Below are 24,164 nucleotides of genomic sequence, written 5' to 3'. Positions count from 1 at the left end.
TGGAAAAGATGAACCGAGAAGCACGTTTAAAACGACAAGAGAATATACGAAATTTCTCTATTATTGCACATATTGACCATGGGAAATCGACGCTTGCTGACCGTATTTTAGAGCAAACGAAATCATTGACATCCCGTGAAATGAAAGCCCAGCTCCTTGACTCAATGGATTTAGAGCGTGAGCGAGGCATTACAATCAAATTAAATGCAGTTCAATTAAAGTACGAAGCAAAAGACGGCGAAGTGTATACATTCCATTTAATCGACACACCAGGTCACGTCGATTTCACATATGAGGTATCCCGAAGTTTAGCTGCTTGTGAAGGGGCTATCTTAGTAGTAGATGCAGCACAAGGCATTGAAGCACAAACATTAGCAAATGTTTACTTAGCACTTGATAATGACTTAGAAATTTTACCTGTTATTAATAAAATTGATTTGCCAGCCGCTGATCCTGAACGTGTGCGACAAGAAGTAGAGGATGTGATCGGGTTAGATGCTTCTGAGGCAGTATTAGCTTCTGCCAAAGCTGGTATTGGGATTGAGGATATTTTAGAGCAAATTGTGGAGAAGGTTCCAGCGCCAACGGGTGATCCTGAAGCACCTCTACAAGCTTTAATATTTGACTCTATCTATGATGCCTATAAAGGTGTTATTATTTCAATCCGTATTGTCAATGGGACCGTAAAGCCCGGTGATAAAATTCGTATGATGGCAACTGGTGCGGAGTTTGAGGTGATTGAGGTTGGGGTACATACACCAAAGGCTGTGCCACAGACTGAATTAACAGTAGGGGATGTAGGCTATTTAACAGCATCCATTAAAAATGTAGGCGACACACGTGTAGGAGATACGGTAACATTTGCGAATCGTCCAGCAACAGAGCCATTAGCAGGATACCGACGCTTAAATCCAATGGTATACTGTGGTTTATATCCAATTGATACAGCAAGATATAATGATCTACGTGAGGCATTAGAAAAGCTAGAACTCAATGATTCGGCTTTACAATATGAGCCAGAGACTTCTCAAGCACTTGGCTTTGGTTTCCGCTGTGGCTTCTTAGGGCTACTCCATATGGAAATTATTCAAGAGCGTATTGAGCGAGAGTTTAATATTGATTTAATTACAACAGCACCTTCCGTAATCTATGATGTCTATATGACAGATGGCTCTTCCATCAAAGTAGATAATCCATCCTTTATGCCAGATCCGCAAAAAATTGATCGTGTGGAGGAGCCCTATGTAAAGGCTACTATTATGGTGCCAAATGATTATGTAGGCGCTGTCATGGAGCTTTGTCAAATGAAGCGTGGTAATTTTATGACAATGGATTATATTGATACATCACGTGTAAGTATCATTTATGAAATGCCGTTATCTGAGATTGTTTATGATTTCTTTGACTATTTAAAATCTAATACAAAGGGCTATGCATCATTTGACTATGAGCTTATTGGTTACCAGCCATCAAAACTAGTGAAAATGGATATTTTACTAAACGGTGAGCAAGTCGATGCATTAAGCTTTATCGTACACCGCGACTTTGCCTATGAACGTGGTAAAGTGATTGTTGAAAAATTAAAGGAATTAATTCCACGTCAACAATTTGAAGTACCGATCCAAGCAGCTATCGGTCAAAAAATTGTTGCCCGCTCTACAATTAAGGCTATCCGTAAAAACGTTTTAGCTAAATGTTATGGTGGCGATATTTCACGTAAACGAAAACTACTTGATAAACAAAAAGAAGGTAAAAAACGTATGAAGCAAGTAGGCTCCGTTGAGGTTCCTCAGGAAGCCTTCATGGCGGTATTGAAGATGGACGATAGCAAATAGTAGACGTATCAAGGGGTTGCGAAGTTGGGTAAAAAAACCCATAACGAAATTGCCTACATTTTGCCAACATCGTAACTTTTGCCAACTTAAAAAACTTGCCGACCAGCGGCCGCTGATCGGCAAGTTTTTATTTAATATCATCCAGTGTTCGTTCAAAAATATCGACGGATTCCTTTTGCATCTTTTCCGTAAGATGTGAATAGGTGTCGATTGTAATAGCTGATCTACTATGACTAAGACGAGCTTGGATGTCTTTGATTTTTGCACCGTTTTCCATTAACATTGTGGCATGAGTATGTCGTAATGAATGGAAGTTAAACGGAATTTCGAGTGTTTCTTGTAATTTTCTTGTGTTATATTTCATACTACTAGGCGTAAGGGGTTCGCCACTTTCTTTTACACCGGACGTTTGCCCATATAATTCTCCTTTCCGGAAAGAAAGAGCAAGACAGCAATCTTGCTTTTTTTTAATTAATTTGCAAATTAAACAGTTTATTGATAGTTGATACCGAAAATACAGTTATTGTATGTCCAGTTGATGATTTTTTCATCATTGTTTGTTTCGTAAAATTCGGATAATAATTCATTCCACTTTTCAAGCTGACTTTCCTCGATATGCAAAATGCCATTACCATTTAGTAGCATGATATAGTTTGCCGAAATAAGCGCCGTGCGTTTGTTGCCATCCCAGAAAATTTGTGTACGCATAGCATAATACATGTATTTCAATGCGCGGTAAGTAGTTGAAACGCTATCGTCTGCTAAAAGAGATTGAATATATGCTGCTACTTCATCCTCTACAGGAATACTAGGCTGATAATTAACCCGATGAATACCAACATTCCCGTTTCGCACAACACCCCATGCAAGTGATTCATTATAGGAAACAAAAGAATTAATTTTCTTTGCCACCTCTAATGTAAATGGAACAGATTCTTTTAAAATATAGCTATAGGCATTTTTCAAATTTAAAATAATTTGAATATCGTCCATGCTTACACCACTAACACTCATACCCTCAACAATTGTCTTTGTTTGAGGGAATGTTGTATTTACCTTTTCAAGTCGTGAATTGGCGTGTATGAGTTCGACCAACGATTTTTTTAATAGAAATCTGGATTCACGTTCGTTTAGATTATATTTGTTAACTATTTCATTCACAGCTTCTCATTCAACTCCTGTCTACTTCTTATATTTAGATTTTCTTAACCTGTTTCGTTGTGCTTTTGTGAAGCTGATAACATTTTCGCTTTTTTCTCGTCTAACAACTCTTGTCGAATAATATTCAACTCTTTTTCTACTTCCGCCTCAATTGCCTCTTCTGCAGTAGTAGCGGCAATTTCGGAAGCATTACCAATTTCAGTAGTAAGCGAAAGAACATAATTTTTGATGGCCTCACGATGTCCACTATCTAATTTGACGAAATGTTCAACGATTTTCTTTTCTAAATCATCAAGTTTATATTCCTTTGCTAATTCCTCAATGATTGTGGTATTCGTTTCAATAAACATTGGTTCTTCCCCTGTGCGTAGCCAGTGTTCGTTGACATTGAAATTTTCACATATTAGAAGAATGTTTCTATCCGTAACATTTCTGATGCCTTTTTCTAAAGCAGATAAGGCTGCTTGACCTATACCAATACGCTCGGCAAATTCGGATTGATTTAAGTTTTTATCAGTCCGAATTTTTTTTATTCTTTCTCCGATTTCCAAATAATCACCTCCTAATGCGTTTAATATAACACCTTAAATACAACTTAGCAATATTTTTGGTGGATAAATGTTGATATTTTCACAATTTAATTTTATCTTGTTATTACAAAGTTGTGAAACGAATTTGAAAGTGAGGTGAAAAGAGGGGCGGGTAGCACAGCAAATAAAAGAGTAGCTTTATTAGCGGGTTTGGCTAATAAAACTGCTAATGAACTTCTGAGATTAAAGCCGATAGAGGAAAAGATGTAATCATTTACCACTGGGCTTCAGGCTGTTGATAAGTACCCAGCAAAAATTTAAGTTTGTGAATCGATAAGCAGTGACTGGATAAATTTGCTCAAAGAAATCTCACAGGTAAGAGCTAAAGATCCTCGTTTCACAGGGGACTAACGAGTGTTTGTTTCCGTAAAATCACTAAGACCATCAGAGCTAATTATTTAGCCGAGCTGGTTACTTTTTATTTCATACATAATAAATGTGACAATTTTGTGACAATTATTATTTCATAAAAACAATTATATGAGAATAAGGTTTTAATAATTTGGTATAAAATTCACTAAAACAATTACTTTAGAATTATAAGAAAATAAAGGTAACGCCAAAAAATGGCGGAATACGTGGCGTGAATTGGCGTATAGTGTGAGAATGGACCTTTAATCCGCCAAAAAATGGCGGGGGAACCGCAAAATATTGGCGTGAATTAACCGTTGTATGGTTATTTTAGGAGTGATAGGATATAAATAACTCGAGGGAAACTATTAGCTATAGCTAATACAGATTATAATTAATGGAGGTTAGTAATATATGCATACTACACTTGATATTGATTTTAAATTAAAAGAAGGATTTCGTTCTTTATTCCCTGATTATGCAACAAAACTAGAGAAAGCAACTTCACAAGAAGAAATTAATAGATTTCAGGCTGAATTTATAGAGGAAAGAAAACAAATTTTGGCGGAAGCGCTAGGCAAGGATATATCCGAGCTAGAGGCAAGCGATCAGACTGCACCAATTCCACTGAAACAAGATATGTATAAAATTCTTATAAATGCTACTGGTGATGATATTAAAAAACAACTCCATGTGCTGATTGATGGTTTAAATCGATTGCAAGGAATGGAAGATGATGATGCTGGTCTTGTTACTGCACAAATTCTTGTTTCAGGTGCATTAGGAATTGGTCTATTATCAACCTCTACTGTTATTGCAAAATTGGCAGTTGGAGCAGCCGAAGCAGTCGCAGCTTTTGCTGGTGTTACAGTTGCTTCAGTTGGTGCAGTTGTAGCCATTGCTGCTCTAGTAATTGTGGCTATTATCATCCCAATTATTTATTTTATGGCAAAACCAGCAAATGCGATTGTGTTGTTAATTAATGAATTGGACAAGCCTCTTACTTTTGTATCAGATCATAATGTTCATGGTAAACCAATGTTAATGACAACGCCAATTCCTGAAGCTGTTGTGATTCCTGAAGTGGGTACATATCCAGTATCAGGATTGATTGCAACAGAAAAGAGAGAAAACGCTTTAGTAGGAACACAATACGGATTTACCATGCAGTATGGAGGCACAGACACTAAGCTTTCTTTCGGTGTAGAATGTCCTTTAACGGGTATCTATACAGATAATAATTGTTATTGTGCTATAGATGAAAGTGCGAGTACAGTTGCCGAAATGACTACAAAACAGAATAAACAGTTTTGGGAAGATGAGAAAAATGGTATCAAATTAAGCATTCGTTGCAACTCTGGAAGCGGATCAATAGCTTATTATGTAGCGCGAGCGTATAGAGGATAAACAGCAGAACACATCTTAACTAAAATTTTAGCTATATAGAAAGACGTATCGCTTTTAGGATATGTACACAAAAATCCAGGCACTCAATTAAAGTGAGTACCTGGTTTTTTAGCTTTTACCCTAATGGTAGGGTATCTAATTTGTAACATAAAACCTCGTATACATTGGTAAAGGAAATCAGACGAATGGAATTTCTACTGAGTGATTCCTTAGCTTTCGGGAGACCACAGGCAATGAGGTAATAATTATTAAAATGTATCTTATTTAAGTTGAGAGGATTGTAATCTTTTCTTAGATATAGATTTAAATAAATACGACTGACTAGAATGTTTTGGTAAGGTACTTTTATGGCGATGCAAAAGAGGGGTGCTTCTAAGTTGAGGTTATATGCCAAGTGAAATTTAAGTGAAATAAAAAATGGCGGGCTTCCTTACCATTATCACTACTAACACTTAAATTAATATGATCAGTTCATCATTATGAATGTTCAATAAATCAAGTGGAATCACGGCTAGACTGTGGTTCCTTTTTGAGTGTTATCTTCAGTTTTAATAAAATAATAAGAAAAATTTAGCTAATAGAAAAAGAGGAACTCCTACAATGATGACGCCTGCCAAGAAATAGCAAAATAACATAAAAACATCGAAAACCGCACCTGCTAAATCATCCATGAATTTAAACATTTTACTTCCCTCCAAACATAAAAATATAGATCTCAATCAAAACTTCAACTGATTTTTAGAAACGTTTTTTACTAATGGCTAAAGTACTATAGAGCATCCCTACCTTGAGAAAAAAGTAGAACATATTATAGTGACTATTTAGATAAATAGCAGGGCTAAAAAAGGAGAAATTGCCCACTCCAATATAGCGGATCGAGGGAATTGATTTACCAAAAGTTGAATAGTGATCGGTGAAAAAATATAGAAATACAAGTAAGAAAGATACTTGCTTATAATAATCTTTTATTGGCAGTGTTTACTTCATTAATTTATAAAATAATGGTAAGGCTTAAAGGTTAAATATGTCAACTTTATTAAAATATTCATTATACTAACCCTTTGACAATATTCTATTCATAAAGTGGAGGATTGACATTGTAATGATATACTTGCACATTTAGCCTGTAAAAATAAAGGTGGGTGAAACGTTCAATCAGTGGAGGATATGCGAAAACTACACTGATTGAAGATTCACTTTATCAAAATGGTATTGAACGTTTCCAAATCATATGATGAGTATTTGGTCCCCAATAATGCTCCAGACAAAAATCTGGCTTGCCCAATTTTTTCTGCCAAACTATTTGAGCCTGTCGATAGCCGCTATCCAAGCAAAAGCTCGGTATTTGCTGTGTTTCAAGTGTGGTAAGCATATGTTGAAGTAGCATCGTGCCAATACCCCGCTGTTGATAGTTTGGATGAACATAAACGGTTCCGATTTCTGGACAGTTTGCTAAATCCTCTTGTATCGTTTGCTGAATCAGTACATTTGCCTCGCCATATTCAATTGTGCCAATTATTTCTTCTGTTTTTGGCTCTACAGCTACCCAAAAAAATCGCTGCTGACCTTGGCTTGCTAAGTCCATTGCTAAATAATGTTTTTTCATTGCCCATTCATTCTGTTGATCTTCTACTAGCTCTGAAAGCCCTTCTTTGGCAAACGTATCCTGAATAACAAGGAAAAAGAATTGATGTAGTGCCTGAACATCTGTTGATTTAGGGCGTCTTATTAAAATATTTTTCACCTATATCCCCTCCTCTGCCCGTGTTCGTATCCCATGATTATAGCATGTTCTTCTTAGTTAGTTATGAATGATATATAATTAATCATATCCTAAAATTATGATTGATTAAATATTTGTTATTTTGTATATTTATACAATCAATAATAGGAGGGGATATGCTATGTATATAATTAGTACGTTAAATCCTACGATGGAGGCGTATAAAGCATTGCATCAAACAACTGGCTGGAATGCAAAGGGGCTTTATACATATGATCAACTGTATCGTGCTATTTGTAATAGCTGGTTTAGTCTATCCATCTATAATGGTGAACAGTTAATTGGCTATGGACGAATTATTTCGGATGGAATCTATCAAACATTTATTTGTGATGTAATGGTGCATCCCGATTATCAGCGCAAGGGCATTGGTACAATGGTGATGGAAGGCTTGTTAGAGCATTGTCAAAAGGAAAATATTAAATGGATTCAGTTATTTTGTGCAAAAGGCAAGTAGCCTTTTTATCAAAGACTTGGATTTTGTGAGCGTGAAGCAGATGCGCCTGGTATGATGTTATTTTATGAAGGAGGTTAAATAGTTGAAAGCAAAATGTCTGAAAATCTATGAATTTGGTAATCCAACGGAGGTATTACGCCTTGAAAATAAAACGATTACACCTCCACAGCAACAAGAGATTGTGGTTCGTATGCTAGCAAGACCGATTAATCCTTCTGATTTAATACCAATATGCGGAAAATATGCACATCGCATTCCTTTACCAACGATTCCAGGCTATGAGGGGGTTGGCATTGTTGAACAAGTGGGGCCACTTGTGTCACCACAGCTTATTGGTCAGCGGGTATTGCCATTACGTGGAGAGGGAACATGGCAAGAAATGGTGAAAACACAGGCTGAATTTGCTGTAGCTATTCCTACTGAGATGGATGATTTTACAGCGGCACAAATGTATATTAACCCAATAACGGCTTTTGTCACATGTACAGAGGTTTTAAAATTGCAGCCAAATCATACTTTACTTGTAAATGCATGTGGTTCTGCTATCGGTCATATTTTTGCGCAATTGGCAAAGCTACTCGGTTTTCAGCTTATTGCAGTGGTGCGCAATAGTCAACATAAAGAAACATTGCAGCAGCTTGGCGCTAGCTATGTGATTGACACATCACAAATGTCATTAAAGGAAACAGTTATGGCCCTTACAAATGGTAGGGGGGCAGAGGCAGCGATTGATTCCATTGGTGGGGAAGCAGGCACAGAGCTAGCTTTCTGTGTGAAGCCTAGTGGCAATTTTTTAGCGATTGGTCTTCTATCAGGTGTGCAGGTGGATTGGACAAGTATTGTGAATGAAGCACGTGTACAGGCTAATTTATTTCATTTACGACATTGGCAGCGCCAGACATCCGTTGAGCAGTGGCAGCAAACGATGCAGCAGCTTATTAACCTTGTACAATGTGGTTTATTAACAATGATGAAGGTTAACGCCCACTATCCATTGCTAGATATTCATAAGGCTATCCAAGCGGTTGAAACCTCTGATGCTAATAAAGGGAAAGTTTTTATTACAAGCCATTAAGGAGGATAGTGAATGACAGAGATAAAGCAATTAAAAAAGGCTATTAAACAATTAAGCGAAGATGAGGCAAAGTCTATGCTCCTTTTGGCTCTTTTAAATGAGCACTCAAGGGATAACATACAGCAGTTTTTATTACAGCAAACAGAGGAGCCTTCTGTTTCAACTAAGCAAACTGTCCATATTGTTTTTGGTGATTCACCAGGAGGCAGTTTAAAAGCAGCATTTCGCAACACGAGCTATAATAAGACAGATGAAGTGATTGTAATACCGGGTAATTTTTCTATCGGTCCCTTAAAGGATATACATACAGCTGCAGGGATTGAGGCTCGTTTTCAATGGCTTCGAGAGCGCTCTATCATGAATAACGATGACTTAGAGCTATTGCAGCGTCAAACAATGGAAGCGATAGAGCACATTAAAAATAGCCCACCACATCTCGATATTATTATTTGGACTTGTCAAAATGCCCATGAACAAATAGGGCTTCGGCTTATATTGGCGATATTAGAAGATAACATCAATGATATTTACGTATTAGATACCTTTCAATTATTCCATGAAATGTATACATATCCCCAGCTAGCAGAGGAGCATTATCCACGATCATCAGGAGAAGTCAGAGCAGAGGATTTATTATATTTTTATGAGCATTCTCAGGGACGCCCTTTAAAAACAACATTACGACAGACTTTGTGTCAGGGAGGTTTAAATATGTTAGTTGACGATTTTCACTCTATTCGTACATGGGAGTTTCATGAGCTTTGGCATAGTAGTGACGAAACAAAAGATGATGACTTGATTATTGCCTGTGCTAAGCGCCTCCATCATGAGCAAGGGAAGCATGATTATCAAAACACAGCTAGAATTGTTGGAGAAGTGCTGGGACATATGGAGCAATATAGGGAAGCGGAATGGATTGAATAGCGTATTCGACAACTGATTCGGCAAGGCGTTTTTTCTTATCAGGGCGAGCTAAAAGGGATGCTATTGTATCAAGTAAAATTATCCGATGCTTATATGGTATAATCGTTGACAAAAAGGAGTGAACACATTGTTAAAAACAAAGGTATTTGAACAATTAAAAACAGCTATGAAAGAGAAGGATGCTTTAGCGAAAGGCGTATTATCGCTATTAAAATCGGCTTTAGATGCGGCTGAAAAGGACAAAGGCGAGGCGCTAACGGCTGCGGAAGAAATGGCGGTTATTAATCGTGAAGTAAAGCAAACCAATCAGGCTTTAGAGGGTGCTCAAACGGCTGGCCGAGCAGATTTAATTGAAAAAGAAGAGGCGAAATTGATCCTCTTAAAATCCTTCTTACCAAAGCAATTATCGGAAGAGGAGATAGCTGAGAAATTAACTGAGGCTGGTATTAGCAAGGGCATGAATATGGGTGAGGCAATGAAAATTGCTAAACCGTTATTAACAGGACAGGCGGATGGGGCTGTTATTTCAAAAGTGGTGAAAAGCCTCATATAAATCAATTTTTCTTAAGGTAGTGGATAGAATAACAAAATTGACGGATAGCATAACACAACTAATGGATAGAAAAATCCGCTATGCAAAAAAGCATAGCGGATTTCATTTATAGCTTAAATTTGTGAATAATATGTCGAAGCTGCTGTGCCATTTCTGCTAAATTATTAGAGGAGGCTGTAATTTCTTCAATACTTGCAGACTGTTCCTCTGAGGCGGCAGCTATATTTTGAATATTGCCAGAAGCTTGTGCTGCGACAATACCAACCTGCTCTACGGAAGTTGTGATACCGCCAACGCCTTCATTCATAGTGGCCATAATTGTATTGACATGATCCATTTCCTCTGTAAGAGCTGTAATTTGAGCATAAATATTACTAAATGCTTCGCCTGATGCATGAAATGTTGCTGAGCTTTCAGCAAGATTACTACTACTAATAGCCATTGATTTGACGGCTTGTGTAGATTCCTCTTTAATGGTTTCAATACGTGTGCGAATACTATTGGTTGCCTCTAACGATTGATCTGCCAGCTTGCGAACCTCTTCAGCAACAACAGCAAAGCCTTTACCATGTTCACCTGCACGGGCTGCCTCAATGGAAGCATTTAAAGCAAGTAAATTTGTTTGATCTGTAATTTGCGCAATTAATGTTACAATATCACCGATTTCATTTGTATAGGTGCTTAAGCGTTCTACAACCGAACTCGATTCTTGAATCGCTTGAGAGGTGATGGACATTTTTTCTGTTGCTTCTTGGATCGTTGCATTGCCTTTCTCTGAAATAGCCGATGTTTGGAAGGCTTTATCTGTCACATCATTGACGCTTGTCACAACCTCTGTCATTTTGCTTGAAATCTCTGTAATATGGCTTTCCACATCCTCAATAGAAGCAGTTTGCTTTTCTGACCCTGCTGCCACCTCTTGCATGGAGGAGGTAATTTGTTGAATGGATGCACTTGTTTGCTCCGAGCTTGCTGTTAATTCTTCGGACATAGCAGCTACTTGCTCAGCATTGTGTGCTATTTGTTCAATAAGCGTGCGTAAATCTTGTGTCATCTTTTCAATGCCTGTTGCTAGCTGAGCAATTTCATTGTCCCCTTGTATCTGAAGCGGCTCCTCAATTAAATCTCCCTGTGCCACCTTTTCCACATAATGCGTCATTTTTTTAATTGGCTTTGTAATACCGAGGCTAATAAAATAAGCGACAATAACCCCAAAAATAATAAAGATAATGGTCATCACAATACAAATCCACAACGTTTCTGTTTGTAGCTTAGAGATAAATGATGCATCCATATCTAAGCCAAAAATAATATCTGTATTATTAAATGGAATAAAGATCGATTTATGAGTGCCATATTCATCTTTATAAATATCACTTACCTGTGGAGAGCCATTATCGAGGGCTACATGCATTTTTTCATCAAATATATAGTCCTGATGATGATTGTCAGTGTTACTTAAAGCAACAATATGCTCCTTGCCATTTGCCCTTGAAAGAATATAGGCATTTTCAATATCATATTTTTTAACGGCTGTATTTAATTGCTCCAATATTTTTTTATATTTGTCAGGATTGCTATTATCCGCTGCGATCGCATCATTTTTTTCAATGTTTTCAAAAATAGCGTTTGATGTTGTTTCAAGGGAAGCTTCAAATTGTGTTAAAACAAAATTATCAATAATACGGTAGGAAACAACAAACAACACAACGCTAAATAATACTGAAATAATCGCTATTGGTATGGTAAAGCTAGCTATATATTTATAGAGTAATGAACTTTTTAATTTATTAACTATACGCATGATGAGCTGCCTCCAATACGTTAAGCTTTTCCTGTAAGAAATCAATCATATTTGGGATATGTGCTGTTTCTGTATAAGGTGAAATCGAGAAGAATTTTGCCGCAGCAATAGGAACAGATTGTGCTGTATCGCTTGCTTTCACCGTGCAGACACGTGTTGTATCACCGAAAAATACTTCCTCTCGACCTTCACCGATAATTTCAAAGAAAGAGGCATTCATCGCATTAATATGCTCAATTTGATCTTGCGTATAATGACCAGCTTGTTCAGACTGCCAATTCAAGCCGTCTGGATATAAACGAAAGGCTGTAACTGGTCCGATAGTTGTTGCATTGACGACTTGTAGCAGAGGTATTTTTGCCGTTAATTGTGCACGGAAAACTAAATTTACTTGTACATAATTGGCTAATAATTGCTGGTAGCCCTCCTTACCAAATGCCTGTAATGCAGCAAAAATGGCGATAGAACTGCCCATACGAGAGCATTCCAATGTATAACCTGTATGGTAAGAGCCATAGCCACGATTGCCAACATAGGGTGTATCAAAGTCTTCGATATCTAATAGCTCTAAATGCTTGCCCTCTTTTAGTAAAAATAAGCTTGTTAAATAAGGCGTTTGTCCGAGTTTTTGGAAATCAAAGCACAAGCTATCTGCAATGGCTAGGTGCTGCATACGAGCCTGTATTTGTAATAGCCCTTGTAAAACAGATTGCTCAAATTGAAGAGGGTTATTTTTGAAATCATAGTCATTAAAGAACGCATAAAAGCCACCTAAAGCTGAATCTGCATGAATATGTATTGGTTTTAGACTGTACTTTTTCTCAAGGCTTGTTGTGACTTCTTTAATTGCTTGTACATCATCAATACCAAATTGATCAGTTGCACCTGTTGTTGCGACAACATAAATCGGGATACCCCCATTTTCTATCACTTCCGTCATACGAATATGTAAATCTGCCACATCCATTGAGTGATCCCTGCCTGCCTTCACACGTACTAAGTGCTTACTGCCAATACCTACTGCTTCTATAGATTTTAATAGGCTGTAATGTGCATTTTCTGAAGCAAAGCAATATAAATTATTTGGTACACCATCCTCTTTTGCATGTGGGAATTGTTTTGCAATGGCAAGACGTAGCCCGCTAAAAACAGCACCTTGTCCACCCCAGGTTGTATAGCCAAAGCTTTTTGTATAATCATAGCCAACTAATTTAGACATCATTGCGACTACCTTTACTTCACATTCCGCAGCAGCTGGTCCATAAACGTCCCATAAATTATTGCCATTTAGTAGCGCATTGGTAAATTGGCCCAATATGCCAGGAATGCTTGCCATTGGTAACACATTTGTCACAAAGTTATGTGTGTGGTAAGGATGTCCTTGCATGAGTTGGGTTAATTGTTCTACTACTTCCTCAAGCCCAATGCCTGTTGTGGGCACTTGATGCTCCTGCATAAGCTCTCGATAAAAATTAGCAGGGCGTTCCTTCAATGGGCCAAGTGTTGTGATGTCTGGATCTTTTAATGCATCTAAAGAAGAAACAATTTTCTCTAATAATACTAATAATTGCTCTCTTTGATGGATATTCCCATCTTCGCTCTGAAATAATTGCCGGATATTTTTCATAGTCATCATCCTTTTATAGTTCTTATTTCCTCTATTTTTCGTTTAAGAAAAATAGGACCTTATACTAAAATTATAATAGCATATTTTAGTATAAATGGAGCTTATATTTTATTAAGAAAATATTTATTAATAGTTCCAAAAATTCTAACTTCTATATCATACTATTAAGAAGATGGTGGAAAGCCTTGAATACTATACATATATTATAATGTTAGAGGGAAATATTTTTTAGCAGCCCCATATTAAAAAAAATCTGCACCATGATAAGGGCAGATTCTTAATATAAGGAGTAAAAGAAATTATTTTTGTAATTTTTGTAATTCCTCAATCGTTACAAAAGTATAGCCATCGTCCATAAGTGCTTGTAAAACGCCCTCAATTGCCTGTAATTCATTGCCTGTCGCATCATACATCGGGTGCATTAATAGAATGGAACCTGGTTGAACATTTTCTTTGACATATACTACTTTATCCTTCGCCTCTGTATAGTAAGTATCAGGCTCTAAATTCCAAGTAATCGTCTCACGATGATGTTTCTTTAAATAATAGGGTAAGCCTATTAATTTTTTGCCATATGGTGGTCTGATAACGGGTACCTTTGAATAGCCAAGATTAGCAATTAAGGCATCTGTTTTTTCAATTTCATTCTTGATAAAGGAAGGGCCTTTTAACACCATACGTTTATGCGAATAGGTATGATTGCCGATTTGATGTCCTGCCGCAGCAATTTTCTTCGCTTCTTCAGGGTTTGCTTCAATATCCTTACCGATGAGAAAAAAGGTTGCTTTTACGTTATAGTTGTCTAAAAGTGATAAAATGGCATCTGTCTGGTGAGTAGGCCCATCATCGAAGGTTAAGGCAATGACTTTTTCATGGGTTTCAATATGAGAGGTAATATTACCAAACAATTGATAGTCTCGGGCATTCATTAATTTATATGCTGAAAAGGCGAAAGCAAAGATAAATAAAATGCCAATTCCGATATACGTTATTTTTCGTTTCATTGACAGTTTCCTTCCTTCTTGTAGTCATGGTTATTTTTATTCAATTATAAATCTTTTCATGATAGATCGAAGCGTGGTCATTTCAGCAATGGTTCGTTACAAATTTATAGAACGCCCTTTTGTTTGAATTTCGAAAAAACACCCATACTACTTTTTGAGGTGAAGACATGTATAAATTATTATCACATAATGATTTAGATGGTGTAGGGTGTGGCATTTTAGCAAAGCTCGCCTTTCAGGATAAGGTAAAGATACGCTACAATTCCATTTCCTCATTGGATCGAGAGATTGAATTCTTTTTGGAGAATGACCAGCAGAATACTTTTTTGTTTATTACAGATCTTTCGCCAAATGAAACGAATGAACAACATTTAAATGATTATTATCAGGCGACTGGTAATGTACAATTGCTGGACCATCATAAAACAGCGCTTCATTTCAATCATTATGAATGGGGAAGAGTATTAATTGAAGATGAGCAAGGTTTATTAACGTCAGCCACATCTTTATTTTATCAATACCTTATAACACAGGGCTTATTAGAAAAAACAGAGGCTCTAACAGAATTTGTAGAGTTAGTGAGACAGTACGATACATGGGAATGGGAAAAGAACGGAAATTTTCAAGCACAGCGGCTTAATGCCCTCTTTTTCTTAGTATCCATTGATGAATTTGAAGAAAAAATGCTGAATCGCTTAAAAACAAGTGAGCATTTTGATTTTGATGACTTCGAAAAGAAAATTTTAAGTATGGAAGAGGACAAAATAGAGCGTTATATTCGACGAAAAAAACGAGAGCTTGTCCAAACGAATATGGGAGATCTCTATGTAGGTGTTGTCTATGCAGAGTCCTATCTTTCTGAGCTGGGCAATGAATTAGGCAATGAAAATGTACATCTTGACTATATAGCCATGGTTAATATGGGCAGTAAAAAAATGTCCTTGCGTACAATTCATGATCATATAGATGTTTCATCTATTGCTACAACTTTCGGTGGAGGGGGGCATCAAAAAGCGGCTGGTTGCTCTTTAACTGGGGAGGCTTACAAGCAGTTTGTGTTAGCGACATTTCATATTGAGCCCATACCAGAGGATGCCAAACGAAATCGCTATAACTTAAAGGGCTCTACATTTGGTACTTTTTATAAAAATCAGCACGATGAATTATTTATTCTCTATTTAAAGGACGACATTGACTGGCTAATTGAAAAAGATAAAACCCCTTTAGCGCATACCTTTACAAGCTTTCATGAAGCGGAGTGGTTTTTAAAAAGAAACTTTCAAGCATGGCTAGTAAGAGACGATGTATTTGTGGATTATTTAATGCAGGAAGCAAATAAAGCTCGTCACCAACCATAAAGGAATTTTATGATTCCTTTTATACATAGCGAATTTACTCCAGCCTTCCATTCAATACAGGTTATATAATGCTTCATTACTAACTACAATAAATCATAACTATTTTTAAAAAGAGGTGTACATGTTGGCTGATGATATGCTTCGAGTTGTCGATCTGGCTAAGGAAAATCGAGGACGCAAAAAATGGATGGCGGCTGTATTCCTTTTATTGATAGTTGCTAGTGGCGCTTTGCTGTATTTGTGGTGGGATAAGGAAATAGCGTTTGAAGCCTACAAAACGGAAGTAGAGAAAACCTCTAAAAATAGCTTAGGACGTTTAACATTACATGAAGTAATTATTGATGACAATCAAATTTTACTAAATGCAACGTTCGAACCGATGAAGACATTTGCTACAGATCATCAGATATTTTTCTTTCCACAAATTCTGATCAATGGGAAAGATTATATGGTTCGCAATGGCGGTCAGTCTATTGCTCAATCTACTAAAGCATATACCATTTATAGTAGTGTAAAGATGGACAATTTACCGAAAGATGATCATTTAAAATTGGACATTCGTTATAAAGATTGGAACGTAGAAACACCGATTGAAGAGCCTTGGGAATTTCAAGTAGAGGCTTCACAAGAGCAATTACAAGAAGATCGCCATGTTTTTACGGTAGAAAAAAAAGTCAAGCATGTGGATCAACAGGAAATAACGATTGACAGAGTGGTGTCAACACCCATTTCGACAACGATTTATTTTTATGCAGAGCAACGTCTTGTCAATGATGCAATTCCATTTAAAATTCAATCAAAGGAAGGGAAAACATGGCATTTTAAAGAGCCTTATTCATTAAATGACGAAGGAACGAAGTGGGGTAGTCGCGTGGATGCACTTTATTTAACAGAGAAAAATTATAAGCTTTTCCTTGTTGATACGGATGGGAACAAGCTTGGTCCCGCTCTTACAATAAAGACAGATGAATAGTAAAACCTTTCAAAAAGTATGCTAGAGTGATAGATTTTAGCATGCTTTTTTGATTGGAATAAAAAAGGGATGTAGACGTGTAAAGCTTACTAGATGGATTCATAGCGTTCCTTGTATGGATTGGTTATAATGTAGAAATGGAAAAGACTTAACAAGAAAGAAGGGATTGCTATGGCACGAGGTGTTTACATTCACATTCCTTTCTGTCATCAAATCTGTAATTATTGTGATTTCAATAAATTTTATTTTAAACATCAACCTGTCGATGAATATATAGAGGCATTAGGGCAAGAGATGGCGCTTGCTACAGCAAAATATCCTGAACATTTTCGTCATATTGACACAATTTTTCTTGGCGGAGGTACACCAACTGCTTTATCACCCAAGCAATTGGACAAGCTGCTAACACTTATTCAGACGTATATTCCGATGAAGAGTGTGACAGAATTTACATCAGAGGCTAACCCAGATGAACTGTCAGCAGATAAGTTACAAGTATTGCTTGACGGTGGTGTGAATCGTTTAAGCATGGGTGTACAATCCTTTGACCAAGAGCTATTACAAAAAATTGGCCGTACCCATAGTAATGAGCATGTCTATGAAACAATCGCCTTGGCTAAAAAAATTGGCTTCCAAAATATTAGCATTGATTTAATGTATGGTTTACCAGGACAAACGATGGCGCAATGGAAGGATTCATTAGAGAAAGGGTTGGCACTTGATTTGCCACATTTTTCAGCTTATTCCCTTATTGTGGAGCCGAAAACGATTTTCTATAATCAGTATGCAAAGGGTAAGCTGCATTTACCAACGGAAGATTTAGAGGCAGATATGTATGATGTGTTAATGCAGCAGATGGAGCTACATGGACTTCAGCAATATGAAATCAGTAATTTTGCAAAGTCTGGTTTTGAGTCAGGCCACAATAAAATTTACTGGGATAATGATGAATATGCAGGCTTTGGTGCTGGCGCTCATGGTTATCTAGCAGGTGTACGCTATTCGAATCATGGTCCATTAAAAAAATATATGGATGCTGTTTTAACAGGAGAGCTGCCAATTGTACAGCAGCATACTGTAACGCAAACTGAGAAACGGGAAGAGCAAATGTTTTTAGGGCTGCGTAAAACAGAAGGTGTTGTGCACAAAATATATGAAGAAAAATTTCAAGCACCCATGACGGTACATTATCCTACGGTTATTGAAAATTTAGTAGCAAAAGGTCTTTTAGAACACGATCATAAAGGAATTCGTCTTACAAGAAAAGGGCGTTTTGTAGGTAATGAAGTATTTCAACAATTTTTATTAGAAGATTGAGCGATTTCATTGACATAAAAAGTGGGATTTGATAACTTAATAATAGTATTAGCACTCCTCTTAGTTGAGTGCTAACAGAGGTGATAATCATGCTAACAAATCGGCAGTTACAAATATTGCAAGTAATTGTAGATGACTTTATTTTGTCTGCACAGCCGGTAGGTTCTCGCCAGATCTCCAAAAAACAAGGGATTACATTTAGTCCAGCCACTATACGAAATGAAATGGCGGATTTAGAGGAACTAGGATTTTTAGAAAAAACCCACACATCCTCTGGTCGAGTGCCTTCGGAAAAGGGTTACAGATTTTATGTAGATCATTTGTTGCGTCCCCAAGGCATTAACTCAAGGGACATTCAACAAATCCAATCAATTTTTAATGACCGTCTTGTAGAAGTAGAGCATATTATCCGAAAGTCAGCCAATATTTTATCAGAGCTGACATCATATACGTCTATACTTTTAGGGCCTGATGTTCAACGACATCGTGTCAAACGATTTTCCATTGTACCTCTTTCTAGCGATACAGCAGTAGCCATTATCGTAACAAATAGAGGTCATGTTGAGAATCGTATGTTTACTTTACCGCCTGATGTTACCGCTGCTGATTTAGAAAAAATGGTCAATATTTTAAATGAGCGATTAATTGGTGTGTCCTTAGAGGATATCCATAAAATGCTTGAGGCCGAAGTGCTAGCCGTTTTACAGCAGCATGTTCGATCAGCGGATGATTTTATTCATACGCTTGTGACAGCAACGTTGCATAATTCAGAAAGTAAAATTTTCTATGGTGGTAAAACAAATATGTTTAATCAGCCAGAATTCCATGATTTGAATAAAGTCCGTATGATTTTGGACTTAATGGAGACGACTAGCCAGGTGCAGTCCCTTTTCCATCCAAATGAATCAGGTATTCATATTCGGATAGGCTCAGAAAATAAACAATTAGAAATGGAAAATTGCAGTGTCATTACCACTACGTACTCGATTGGTGATGATCAGCAGGGAGCGATTGCTATTATCGGTCCAACACGCATGGATTATAAGCGTGTCGTGGCTTTATTAGATGTAATGCGCCTAGATCTAACACAGGCCTTTACAAAAAATTTGAATGAGGAATAATGAGGAGGATTCAAGTGACGGAAACAACTGAAAACAAAGATCTAGTACAAGAACAACAAGATGTACAGGCTGATACTACTGAAGAAAATGTAGAACAAGCAGAGGTACAAGAAGAAACAGCAGAATTATCAATAGAAGAGCAGTATGAGGCCAAGCTTGCTGAACTACAAGCTAAGCTGGAGGATGAGGAAAATCGTCATTTACGCTTACGTGCTGACTTTGATAATATGCGTCGTCGCCAGCAACTAGATCGTGAGGCTGCTGAAAAATATCGAGCACAGAGCTTACTCTCTGATTTATTGCCAGTCCTTGATAATTTTGAGCGTGCTTTACAGGTGGAAACAACTTCTGAAGAGGCTGCGTCTATTATCAAAGGCATTGATATGGTCTATCGCTCTTTATTAGAAGCGACAGAAAAAGAAGGTCTGCAAGTGATTAAAGCAGAAGGTGAGCCATTTGATCCAAATGTACACCAAGCTGTTATGCAGGAACAGGATAGTGAAAAAGAAACAGGAATTGTTTTACGCGAGCTACAAAAAGGCTATCTATTAAAAGATCGTGTATTACGCCCAACAATGGTATCTGTGAACGAATAGTCATTGCACTATTTTATCAATTATAGGTAGTAAGAAAACGCATCCTTTGCGTTGAAATAATAGGAGGAAATTTTAATGAGCAAAATTATTGGTATTGACTTAGGAACAACAAACTCTTGCGTTTCTGTACTTGAAGGTGGAGAACCAAAAGTAATTCCAAACCCAGAAGGTAACCGTACGACACCATCCGTTGTGGCGTTTAAAAATGGTGAGCGTCAAGTTGGAGAAGTGGCGAAACGTCAATCAGTAACAAATCCAAACACAATTATTTCGATTAAATCAAAAATGGGTACAGCTGACAAAGTAAAAGTGGAAGATAAAGAATACACACCACAAGAAGTATCGGCTATGATTCTTCAATACTTAAAAGGCTATGCAGAAGATTACTTAGGTGAAAAAGTAACAAAAGCAGTTATTACAGTACCTGCTTACTTTAACGATGCACAGCGCCAAGCGACAAAAGATGCTGGTAAAATCGCTGGTCTTGAAGTAGAGCGTATTATCAATGAGCCAACAGCAGCGGCACTTGCATATGGCTTAGACAAGCAAGATCAAGATCAAAAAGTACTTGTATTTGACCTTGGTGGTGGTACATTTGACGTATCTATCCTTGAGCTAGGTGATGGTGTCTTTGAAGTATTAGCAACTGCTGGTGACAACAAACTAGGTGGCGATGATTTCGATGATGCAGTAATCGAATATCTTGTTGCTGAATTCAAAAAAGAAAATGGCATTGACTTATCAAAAGATAAAATGGCGATGCAACGTTTAAAAGATGCAGCTGAAAAAGCGAAAAAAGATTTATCTGGTGTCACATCTACACAAATCTCTTTACCATTTATTACAGCTGGTGAAGCAGGTCCATTACACTTAGAGATTTCTTTAACACGTGCGAAATTTGACGAAATTACATTACCATTAGTAAATCGTACAGTAGGTCCAGTACGTCAAGCATTATCAGATGCAGGTCTTTCTACTTCTGAAATTGACCAAGTTATTTTAGTTGGTGGTTCTACACGTATTCCAGCAGTACAAGAAGCGGTACGTAAAGAAACAGCTAAAGAGCCACACCGTGGTGTAAACCCTGATGAGGTTGTTGCAATGGGTGCTGCAGTACAAGGTGGTGTCTTAACAGGTGATGTAAAAGATGTTGTATTACTTGACGTAACACCACTTTCACTTGGTATTGAAACAATGGGTGGCGTGTTCACAAAATTAATCGACCGTAACACGACAATTCCTACTTCAAAATCACAAGTATTCTCTACAGCAGCTGATAACCAACCAGCAGTAGATATTCATGTATTACAAGGTGAACGCTCAATGGCTGCGGACAATAAAACATTAGGTCGCTTCCAATTAGCAGATATTCCACCAGCACCACGTGGTGTACCACAAATCGAAGTAACATTCGATATTGATAAAAATGGTATCGTATCTGTAAAGGCAAAAGACCTTGGTACAAACAAAGAACAAACAATTGTGATTCAATCTGATTCAGGCTTATCAGAAGAAGATATTGAACGCATGGTGAAAGACGCAGAAGCGAATGCTGAAGTGGATGCGAAACGTAAGGAAGAAGCAGACCTTCGCAACGAAGCAGATCAACTTGTCTTCCAAGTGGATAAAACAATTGCCGATTTAGGTGAGCAAATTACAGAAGACGAGAAAAAGTCTGTAGAAGATGCTCGTGATGAATTGAAAAAAGCGCTTGAAGCTGGTGAATTAGAAGGCATTAAAGCAGCAAAAGAAAAATTAGAAGGCGTATTACAACCATTAGTAATGAAAGTGTATGAGCAAGCGGCAGCAGCAGCTCAGGCTGCACAAGGTGGCGAAGCAGGTGCAGACACTGACAAAAAAGATGATGGTGTTGTAGATGCTGACTTTGAAGAAGTAAAAGACGATAAATAAGAAACAATAACACAGCTAAGTGAAAAAGCCAAAGACCGCTTGCGGCTTTGGCTTTTCTTATTGTAAGGTTACGATGAGTAAATAACACCATTGGCAAAATCATTGTGTATGCTAACAAAATTTTATGCTTATCAATGATTCATTGAAAAAATAAGACAGTTTTATCGACTGCATGGTACAATAGATTTTATGCAAATAGAGCGGAGTGTGAATAATGGAAAAACGCGATTATTACGAGGTGCTGGGCTTAACAAAATCGGCTTCAAAAGATGACATTAAAAAAGCATATCGTAAATTATCAAAGCAATACCATCCTGACCTTAATAAAGAGCCAGGTGCAGATGAAAAATTCAAAGAAATCGCTGAAGCATATGAAGTATTAAGTGATGATGAGAAAAAAGCGCGCTACGACCAATTTGGTCATGAGGACCCAAATGCAGGCTTTGGTGGCGGCTTCGGAGGTGGCGGCTTTGGCGGCTTCGAGGATATTTTCAGCTCATTCTTTGGCGGTGGCGGTGGTCGCCGACAAGATCCTAATGCACCACGTAAAGGCGATGACCTGCAATATCGTATGAACATCAAATTTGAGGAAGCTGTTTTTGGAAAAGAGACAGAAATTGAAATTCCAAAGGATGAAACATGTGATACATGTCATGGCTCAGGTGCAAAGCCAGGTACCCAGCCTGAAACATGTTCGACATGTAAGGGTGCTGGTCAGATCAATCAGGCGGTCGATACACCATTTGGGCGTATGATGAACCGCCGTACATGTTCAACATGTCATGGTACAGGTAAAATTATTAAAGAAAAATGTTCAACATGCCATGGAGAGGGAAAAGTTCAAAAGCGCAAGAAAATTAAAGTAACCATCCCAGCAGGTGTTGACGATGGTCAACAAATTCGCGTATCTGGTCAAGGTGAACCAGGTATAAACGGTGGTCCAGCAGGCGATTTATATATTATGTTCCGTGTACAAGGGCATAAAGATTTTGAGCGTGATGGCGACGATATTTACTTTGAGCTAAAACTGACATTCCCACAAGCATCTCTTGGTGATGAGATTGAAGTACCAACTGTTCATGGGAAAGTAAAATTACGTATTCCAGCAGGTACACAATCAGGCGCTCAATTCCGTCTAAAAGATAAGGGAATTAAAAATGTTCATGGCTATGGCATGGGTAATCAATATGTAATTGTAAAAGTAGTAACACCTGAAAAGTTAACAGAAAGACAAAAACAATTACTACGTGAATTTGCGGAAATTAGTGGCGATATTCCTGAAGAGCAAGGTAGTTCACTATTCGATAAAATTAAGAAAAAATTCCAAGGCGAATAATTAGAGGAGCTGAAGAGCTACGTGAAGTGGTCAGAGTTATCCATTCATACAAAAAATGAAGCGGTAGAAGCAATTTCAAATATTTTGCATGAAGCAGGTGCAAGTGGCGTAGTTATTGAAGATTCTGCAGAATTTGCGAAGCCACGTGAAGATCAGTATGGTGAAATTTATGCGCTAAATGAAGAGGATTTCCCAAAAGACGGTGTAATTGTCAAAGCCTATTTACCAGAGTCTAGTTTTTTAAATGAAACAGTCGAAGAAATAAAAGCAGCCGTTACAAATCTGACCAACTTTAATATTGATATTGGTGAAAATATTGTTTCGATTGTTGAGGTCAATGAGGAGGATTGGGCAACTGCTTGGAAGCAATACTATCATCCTGTTAAAATTTCTGAGCGCTTTACCATTGTACCAACATGGGAGGACTATACACCTGTGTCAACAGATGAGCTAATTATTGAATTAGACCCGGGAATGGCATTTGGTACGGGTACACACCCCACAACGGTGATGTGCTTACAAGGGCTGGAGAAAGTGATCCGAGAGGGCGATACAGTGATTGATATCGGCACAGGATCAGGTGTATTGTCAATCGGTGCAGCATTGCTTGGTGCTAAAAGCGTGCATGCCCTCGATTTAGACGAGGTAGCTGTACGTGCAGCACAAGAAAATATTGCGTTGAATAAAGTTGAAGATCAGGTAGCAGTATTCCATGGCAACCTATTAGATACTGTCAAAGAACCAGCAGACGTGGTAGTGGCTAATATTTTGGCAGAAATCATTATATCCTTCACTGACGACGCCTATACAATTGTGAAACCAGGTGGATTATATGTCACTTCAGGTATCATTGGTGCAAAGCGTGATGATGTCAAGGCTGCCCTAGAAGCATCGGGCTTTGTCATTGAAGAAGTATTACTAATGGAGGACTGGGTCGCAATCATCGCCCGTCGTCCACAATAAATTAATGGGGAAAACGCC

General features: G+C 37.6%; 22 protein-coding genes. 14 read left to right on the top strand and 8 right to left on the bottom strand.

Annotated features, from left to right (window positions below; all coding sequences use genetic code 11):
* The first annotated feature begins 8 nt into the window (after nt 1–8).
* Nucleotides 9–1,835: a translation elongation factor 4 gene (gene lepA / locus MHB44_RS15025; RefSeq protein ID WP_341299835.1), complete on the top strand. Its 1,827-nt coding sequence runs from the start codon at nt 9–11 to the stop codon at nt 1,833–1,835.
* 127 nt (nt 1,836–1,962) lie between these two features.
* Here the strand turns inward: lepA and MHB44_RS15020 are convergent, their stop codons facing one another.
* From MHB44_RS15020 to MHB44_RS15010, 3 genes are read right to left on the bottom strand one after another with little or no spacing between them, the layout of a single operon-like run.
* On the bottom strand, nt 1,963–2,307 hold the full coding sequence (locus MHB44_RS15020; RefSeq protein WP_341302983.1) for a tyrosine-type recombinase/integrase: 345 nt from the start codon (nt 2,305–2,307) through the stop codon (nt 1,963–1,965).
* Nucleotides 2,308–2,327: 20 nt separating this feature from the next.
* Entirely contained in the window at nt 2,328–2,996 is a 669-nt protein-coding gene (locus MHB44_RS15015) for a Fic family protein (protein ID WP_341299834.1), read from the bottom strand.
* 44 nt (nt 2,997–3,040) lie between these two features.
* Nucleotides 3,041–3,547, bottom strand: a complete 507-nt coding sequence (locus tag MHB44_RS15010) for a helix-turn-helix transcriptional regulator (protein WP_341299833.1) — start codon at nt 3,545–3,547, stop codon at nt 3,041–3,043.
* 804 nt (nt 3,548–4,351) lie between these two features.
* Between MHB44_RS15010 and MHB44_RS15005 the strand changes: the two genes are divergently transcribed.
* Nucleotides 4,352–5,344 carry a hypothetical protein gene (locus tag MHB44_RS15005; protein ID WP_053996211.1) on the top strand — a complete coding sequence of 331 codons (993 nt, stop codon included), beginning with the start codon at nt 4,352–4,354 and terminating at the stop codon, nt 5,342–5,344.
* A 548-nt stretch (nt 5,345–5,892) separates the two neighbouring features.
* Here MHB44_RS15005 and MHB44_RS15000 read toward each other — a convergent pair.
* Nucleotides 5,893–6,027, bottom strand: a complete 135-nt coding sequence (locus MHB44_RS15000; protein WP_341299832.1) for a hypothetical protein — start codon at nt 6,025–6,027, stop codon at nt 5,893–5,895.
* Between the two features lie 518 nt (nt 6,028–6,545).
* Complete coding sequence (locus tag MHB44_RS14995; protein ID WP_341299831.1) at nt 6,546–7,088, bottom strand: GNAT family N-acetyltransferase; 543 nt, start codon at nt 7,086–7,088, stop codon at nt 6,546–6,548.
* Between the two features lie 160 nt (nt 7,089–7,248).
* On the opposite strand from MHB44_RS14995, the gene MHB44_RS14990 reads away from it, so the two are divergent.
* The 4 genes from MHB44_RS14990 (at nt 7,249) to MHB44_RS14975 (ending at nt 10,136) form a co-directional block, all read left to right on the top strand.
* Entirely contained in the window at nt 7,249–7,584 is a 336-nt protein-coding gene (locus tag MHB44_RS14990) for a GNAT family N-acetyltransferase (protein ID WP_341299830.1), read from the top strand.
* 82 nt (nt 7,585–7,666) lie between these two features.
* On the top strand, nt 7,667–8,659 hold the full coding sequence (locus tag MHB44_RS14985; RefSeq protein ID WP_341299829.1) for a zinc-dependent alcohol dehydrogenase family protein: 993 nt from the start codon (nt 7,667–7,669) through the stop codon (nt 8,657–8,659).
* 12 nt (nt 8,660–8,671) lie between these two features.
* Entirely contained in the window at nt 8,672–9,583 is a 912-nt protein-coding gene (locus MHB44_RS14980) for a DUF1835 domain-containing protein (RefSeq protein ID WP_341299828.1), read from the top strand.
* Between the two features lie 127 nt (nt 9,584–9,710).
* Nucleotides 9,711–10,136: a GatB/YqeY domain-containing protein gene (locus MHB44_RS14975; protein ID WP_341299827.1), complete on the top strand. Its 426-nt coding sequence runs from the start codon at nt 9,711–9,713 to the stop codon at nt 10,134–10,136.
* A gap of 106 nt (nt 10,137–10,242) precedes the next feature.
* On the opposite strand, the gene MHB44_RS14970 is transcribed toward MHB44_RS14975, so the two are convergent.
* The 3 genes from MHB44_RS14970 to MHB44_RS14960 form a co-directional block, all read right to left on the bottom strand.
* A complete protein-coding gene (locus MHB44_RS14970; protein ID WP_341299826.1) occupies nt 10,243–11,940 on the bottom strand; it encodes a HAMP domain-containing methyl-accepting chemotaxis protein in 1,698 nt (565 codons plus the stop codon).
* Complete coding sequence (locus MHB44_RS14965) at nt 11,927–13,567, bottom strand: pyridoxal-dependent decarboxylase (RefSeq protein ID WP_341299825.1); 1,641 nt, start codon at nt 13,565–13,567, stop codon at nt 11,927–11,929. The genes MHB44_RS14970 and MHB44_RS14965 overlap by 14 nt, the downstream gene beginning before the upstream one ends.
* Nucleotides 13,568–13,866: 299 nt before the next feature.
* Nucleotides 13,867–14,571: a polysaccharide deacetylase family protein gene (locus MHB44_RS14960; RefSeq protein WP_341299824.1), complete on the bottom strand. Its 705-nt coding sequence runs from the start codon at nt 14,569–14,571 to the stop codon at nt 13,867–13,869.
* A gap of 167 nt (nt 14,572–14,738) precedes the next feature.
* Here MHB44_RS14960 and MHB44_RS14955 point away from each other — a divergent pair, with 167 nt between their 5' ends.
* The 8 genes from MHB44_RS14955 to prmA all read left to right on the top strand — a co-directional run bounded on the left by MHB44_RS14955 (nt 14,739) and on the right by prmA (nt 24,146).
* Nucleotides 14,739–15,929 (top strand): oligoribonuclease, encoded by a 1,191-nt coding sequence (locus MHB44_RS14955; protein WP_341299823.1) that lies wholly within the window; start codon nt 14,739–14,741, stop codon nt 15,927–15,929.
* A 121-nt stretch (nt 15,930–16,050) separates the two neighbouring features.
* Complete coding sequence (locus tag MHB44_RS14950) at nt 16,051–16,902, top strand: DUF4179 domain-containing protein (protein WP_341299822.1); 852 nt, start codon at nt 16,051–16,053, stop codon at nt 16,900–16,902.
* Between the two features lie 171 nt (nt 16,903–17,073).
* Nucleotides 17,074–18,219, top strand: a complete 1,146-nt coding sequence (gene hemW, locus MHB44_RS14945; protein WP_341299821.1) for a radical SAM family heme chaperone HemW — start codon at nt 17,074–17,076, stop codon at nt 18,217–18,219.
* 89 nt (nt 18,220–18,308) lie between these two features.
* Nucleotides 18,309–19,340, top strand: a complete 1,032-nt coding sequence (hrcA, locus tag MHB44_RS14940; protein ID WP_341299820.1) for a heat-inducible transcriptional repressor HrcA — start codon at nt 18,309–18,311, stop codon at nt 19,338–19,340.
* 14 nt (nt 19,341–19,354) lie between these two features.
* On the top strand, nt 19,355–19,936 hold the full coding sequence (gene grpE / locus MHB44_RS14935; protein WP_341299819.1) for a nucleotide exchange factor GrpE: 582 nt from the start codon (nt 19,355–19,357) through the stop codon (nt 19,934–19,936).
* A 75-nt stretch (nt 19,937–20,011) separates the two neighbouring features.
* Complete coding sequence (dnaK, locus tag MHB44_RS14930) at nt 20,012–21,847, top strand: molecular chaperone DnaK (protein ID WP_341299818.1); 1,836 nt, start codon at nt 20,012–20,014, stop codon at nt 21,845–21,847.
* Nucleotides 21,848–22,061: 214 nt separating this feature from the next.
* Nucleotides 22,062–23,183, top strand: coding sequence for a molecular chaperone DnaJ (gene dnaJ, locus MHB44_RS14925; RefSeq protein ID WP_053996197.1), 1,122 nt, complete (start codon nt 22,062–22,064; stop codon nt 23,181–23,183).
* Between the two features lie 21 nt (nt 23,184–23,204).
* Complete coding sequence (gene prmA / locus MHB44_RS14920; protein WP_341299817.1) at nt 23,205–24,146, top strand: 50S ribosomal protein L11 methyltransferase; 942 nt, start codon at nt 23,205–23,207, stop codon at nt 24,144–24,146.
* Nucleotides 24,147–24,164 lie beyond the last annotated feature (18 nt).

This window comes from Lysinibacillus sp. FSL H8-0500 (assembly GCF_038051955.1).
Lineage (GTDB): Bacteria > Bacillota > Bacilli > Bacillales_A > Planococcaceae > Lysinibacillus > Lysinibacillus macroides.
The sequence above is the reverse complement of the archived record's forward strand: the minus strand, read 5'-3'. Positions and strand labels throughout refer to the sequence as shown.

What these genes read in the sequence shown, in the direction of transcription:
- MHB44_RS15000 (WP_341299832.1), bottom strand. Translation starts at nt 6,027, where the DNA reads ATGTTTAAATTCATGGATGATTTAGCAGGTGCGGTTTTCGATGTTTTT.
- MHB44_RS15005 (WP_053996211.1), top strand. Translation starts at nt 4,352, where the DNA reads ATGCATACTACACTTGATATTGATTTTAAATTAAAAGAAGGATTTCGT.
- MHB44_RS14980 (WP_341299828.1), top strand. Translation starts at nt 8,672, where the DNA reads ATGACAGAGATAAAGCAATTAAAAAAGGCTATTAAACAATTAAGCGAA.
- dnaJ (WP_053996197.1), top strand. Translation starts at nt 22,062, where the DNA reads ATGGAAAAACGCGATTATTACGAGGTGCTGGGCTTAACAAAATCGGCT.
- MHB44_RS14990 (WP_341299830.1), top strand. Translation starts at nt 7,249, where the DNA reads ATGTATATAATTAGTACGTTAAATCCTACGATGGAGGCGTATAAAGCA.
- MHB44_RS14950 (WP_341299822.1), top strand. Translation starts at nt 16,051, where the DNA reads ATGTTGGCTGATGATATGCTTCGAGTTGTCGATCTGGCTAAGGAAAAT.
- hemW (WP_341299821.1), top strand. Translation starts at nt 17,074, where the DNA reads ATGGCACGAGGTGTTTACATTCACATTCCTTTCTGTCATCAAATCTGT.
- lepA (WP_341299835.1), top strand. Translation starts at nt 9, where the DNA reads ATGAACCGAGAAGCACGTTTAAAACGACAAGAGAATATACGAAATTTC.
- MHB44_RS14970 (WP_341299826.1), bottom strand. Translation starts at nt 11,940, where the DNA reads ATGCGTATAGTTAATAAATTAAAAAGTTCATTACTCTATAAATATATA.
- MHB44_RS14960 (WP_341299824.1), bottom strand. Translation starts at nt 14,571, where the DNA reads ATGAAACGAAAAATAACGTATATCGGAATTGGCATTTTATTTATCTTT.
- hrcA (WP_341299820.1), top strand. Translation starts at nt 18,309, where the DNA reads ATGCTAACAAATCGGCAGTTACAAATATTGCAAGTAATTGTAGATGAC.
- dnaK (WP_341299818.1), top strand. Translation starts at nt 20,012, where the DNA reads ATGAGCAAAATTATTGGTATTGACTTAGGAACAACAAACTCTTGCGTT.
- MHB44_RS14965 (WP_341299825.1), bottom strand. Translation starts at nt 13,567, where the DNA reads ATGAAAAATATCCGGCAATTATTTCAGAGCGAAGATGGGAATATCCAT.
- MHB44_RS14955 (WP_341299823.1), top strand. Translation starts at nt 14,739, where the DNA reads ATGTATAAATTATTATCACATAATGATTTAGATGGTGTAGGGTGTGGC.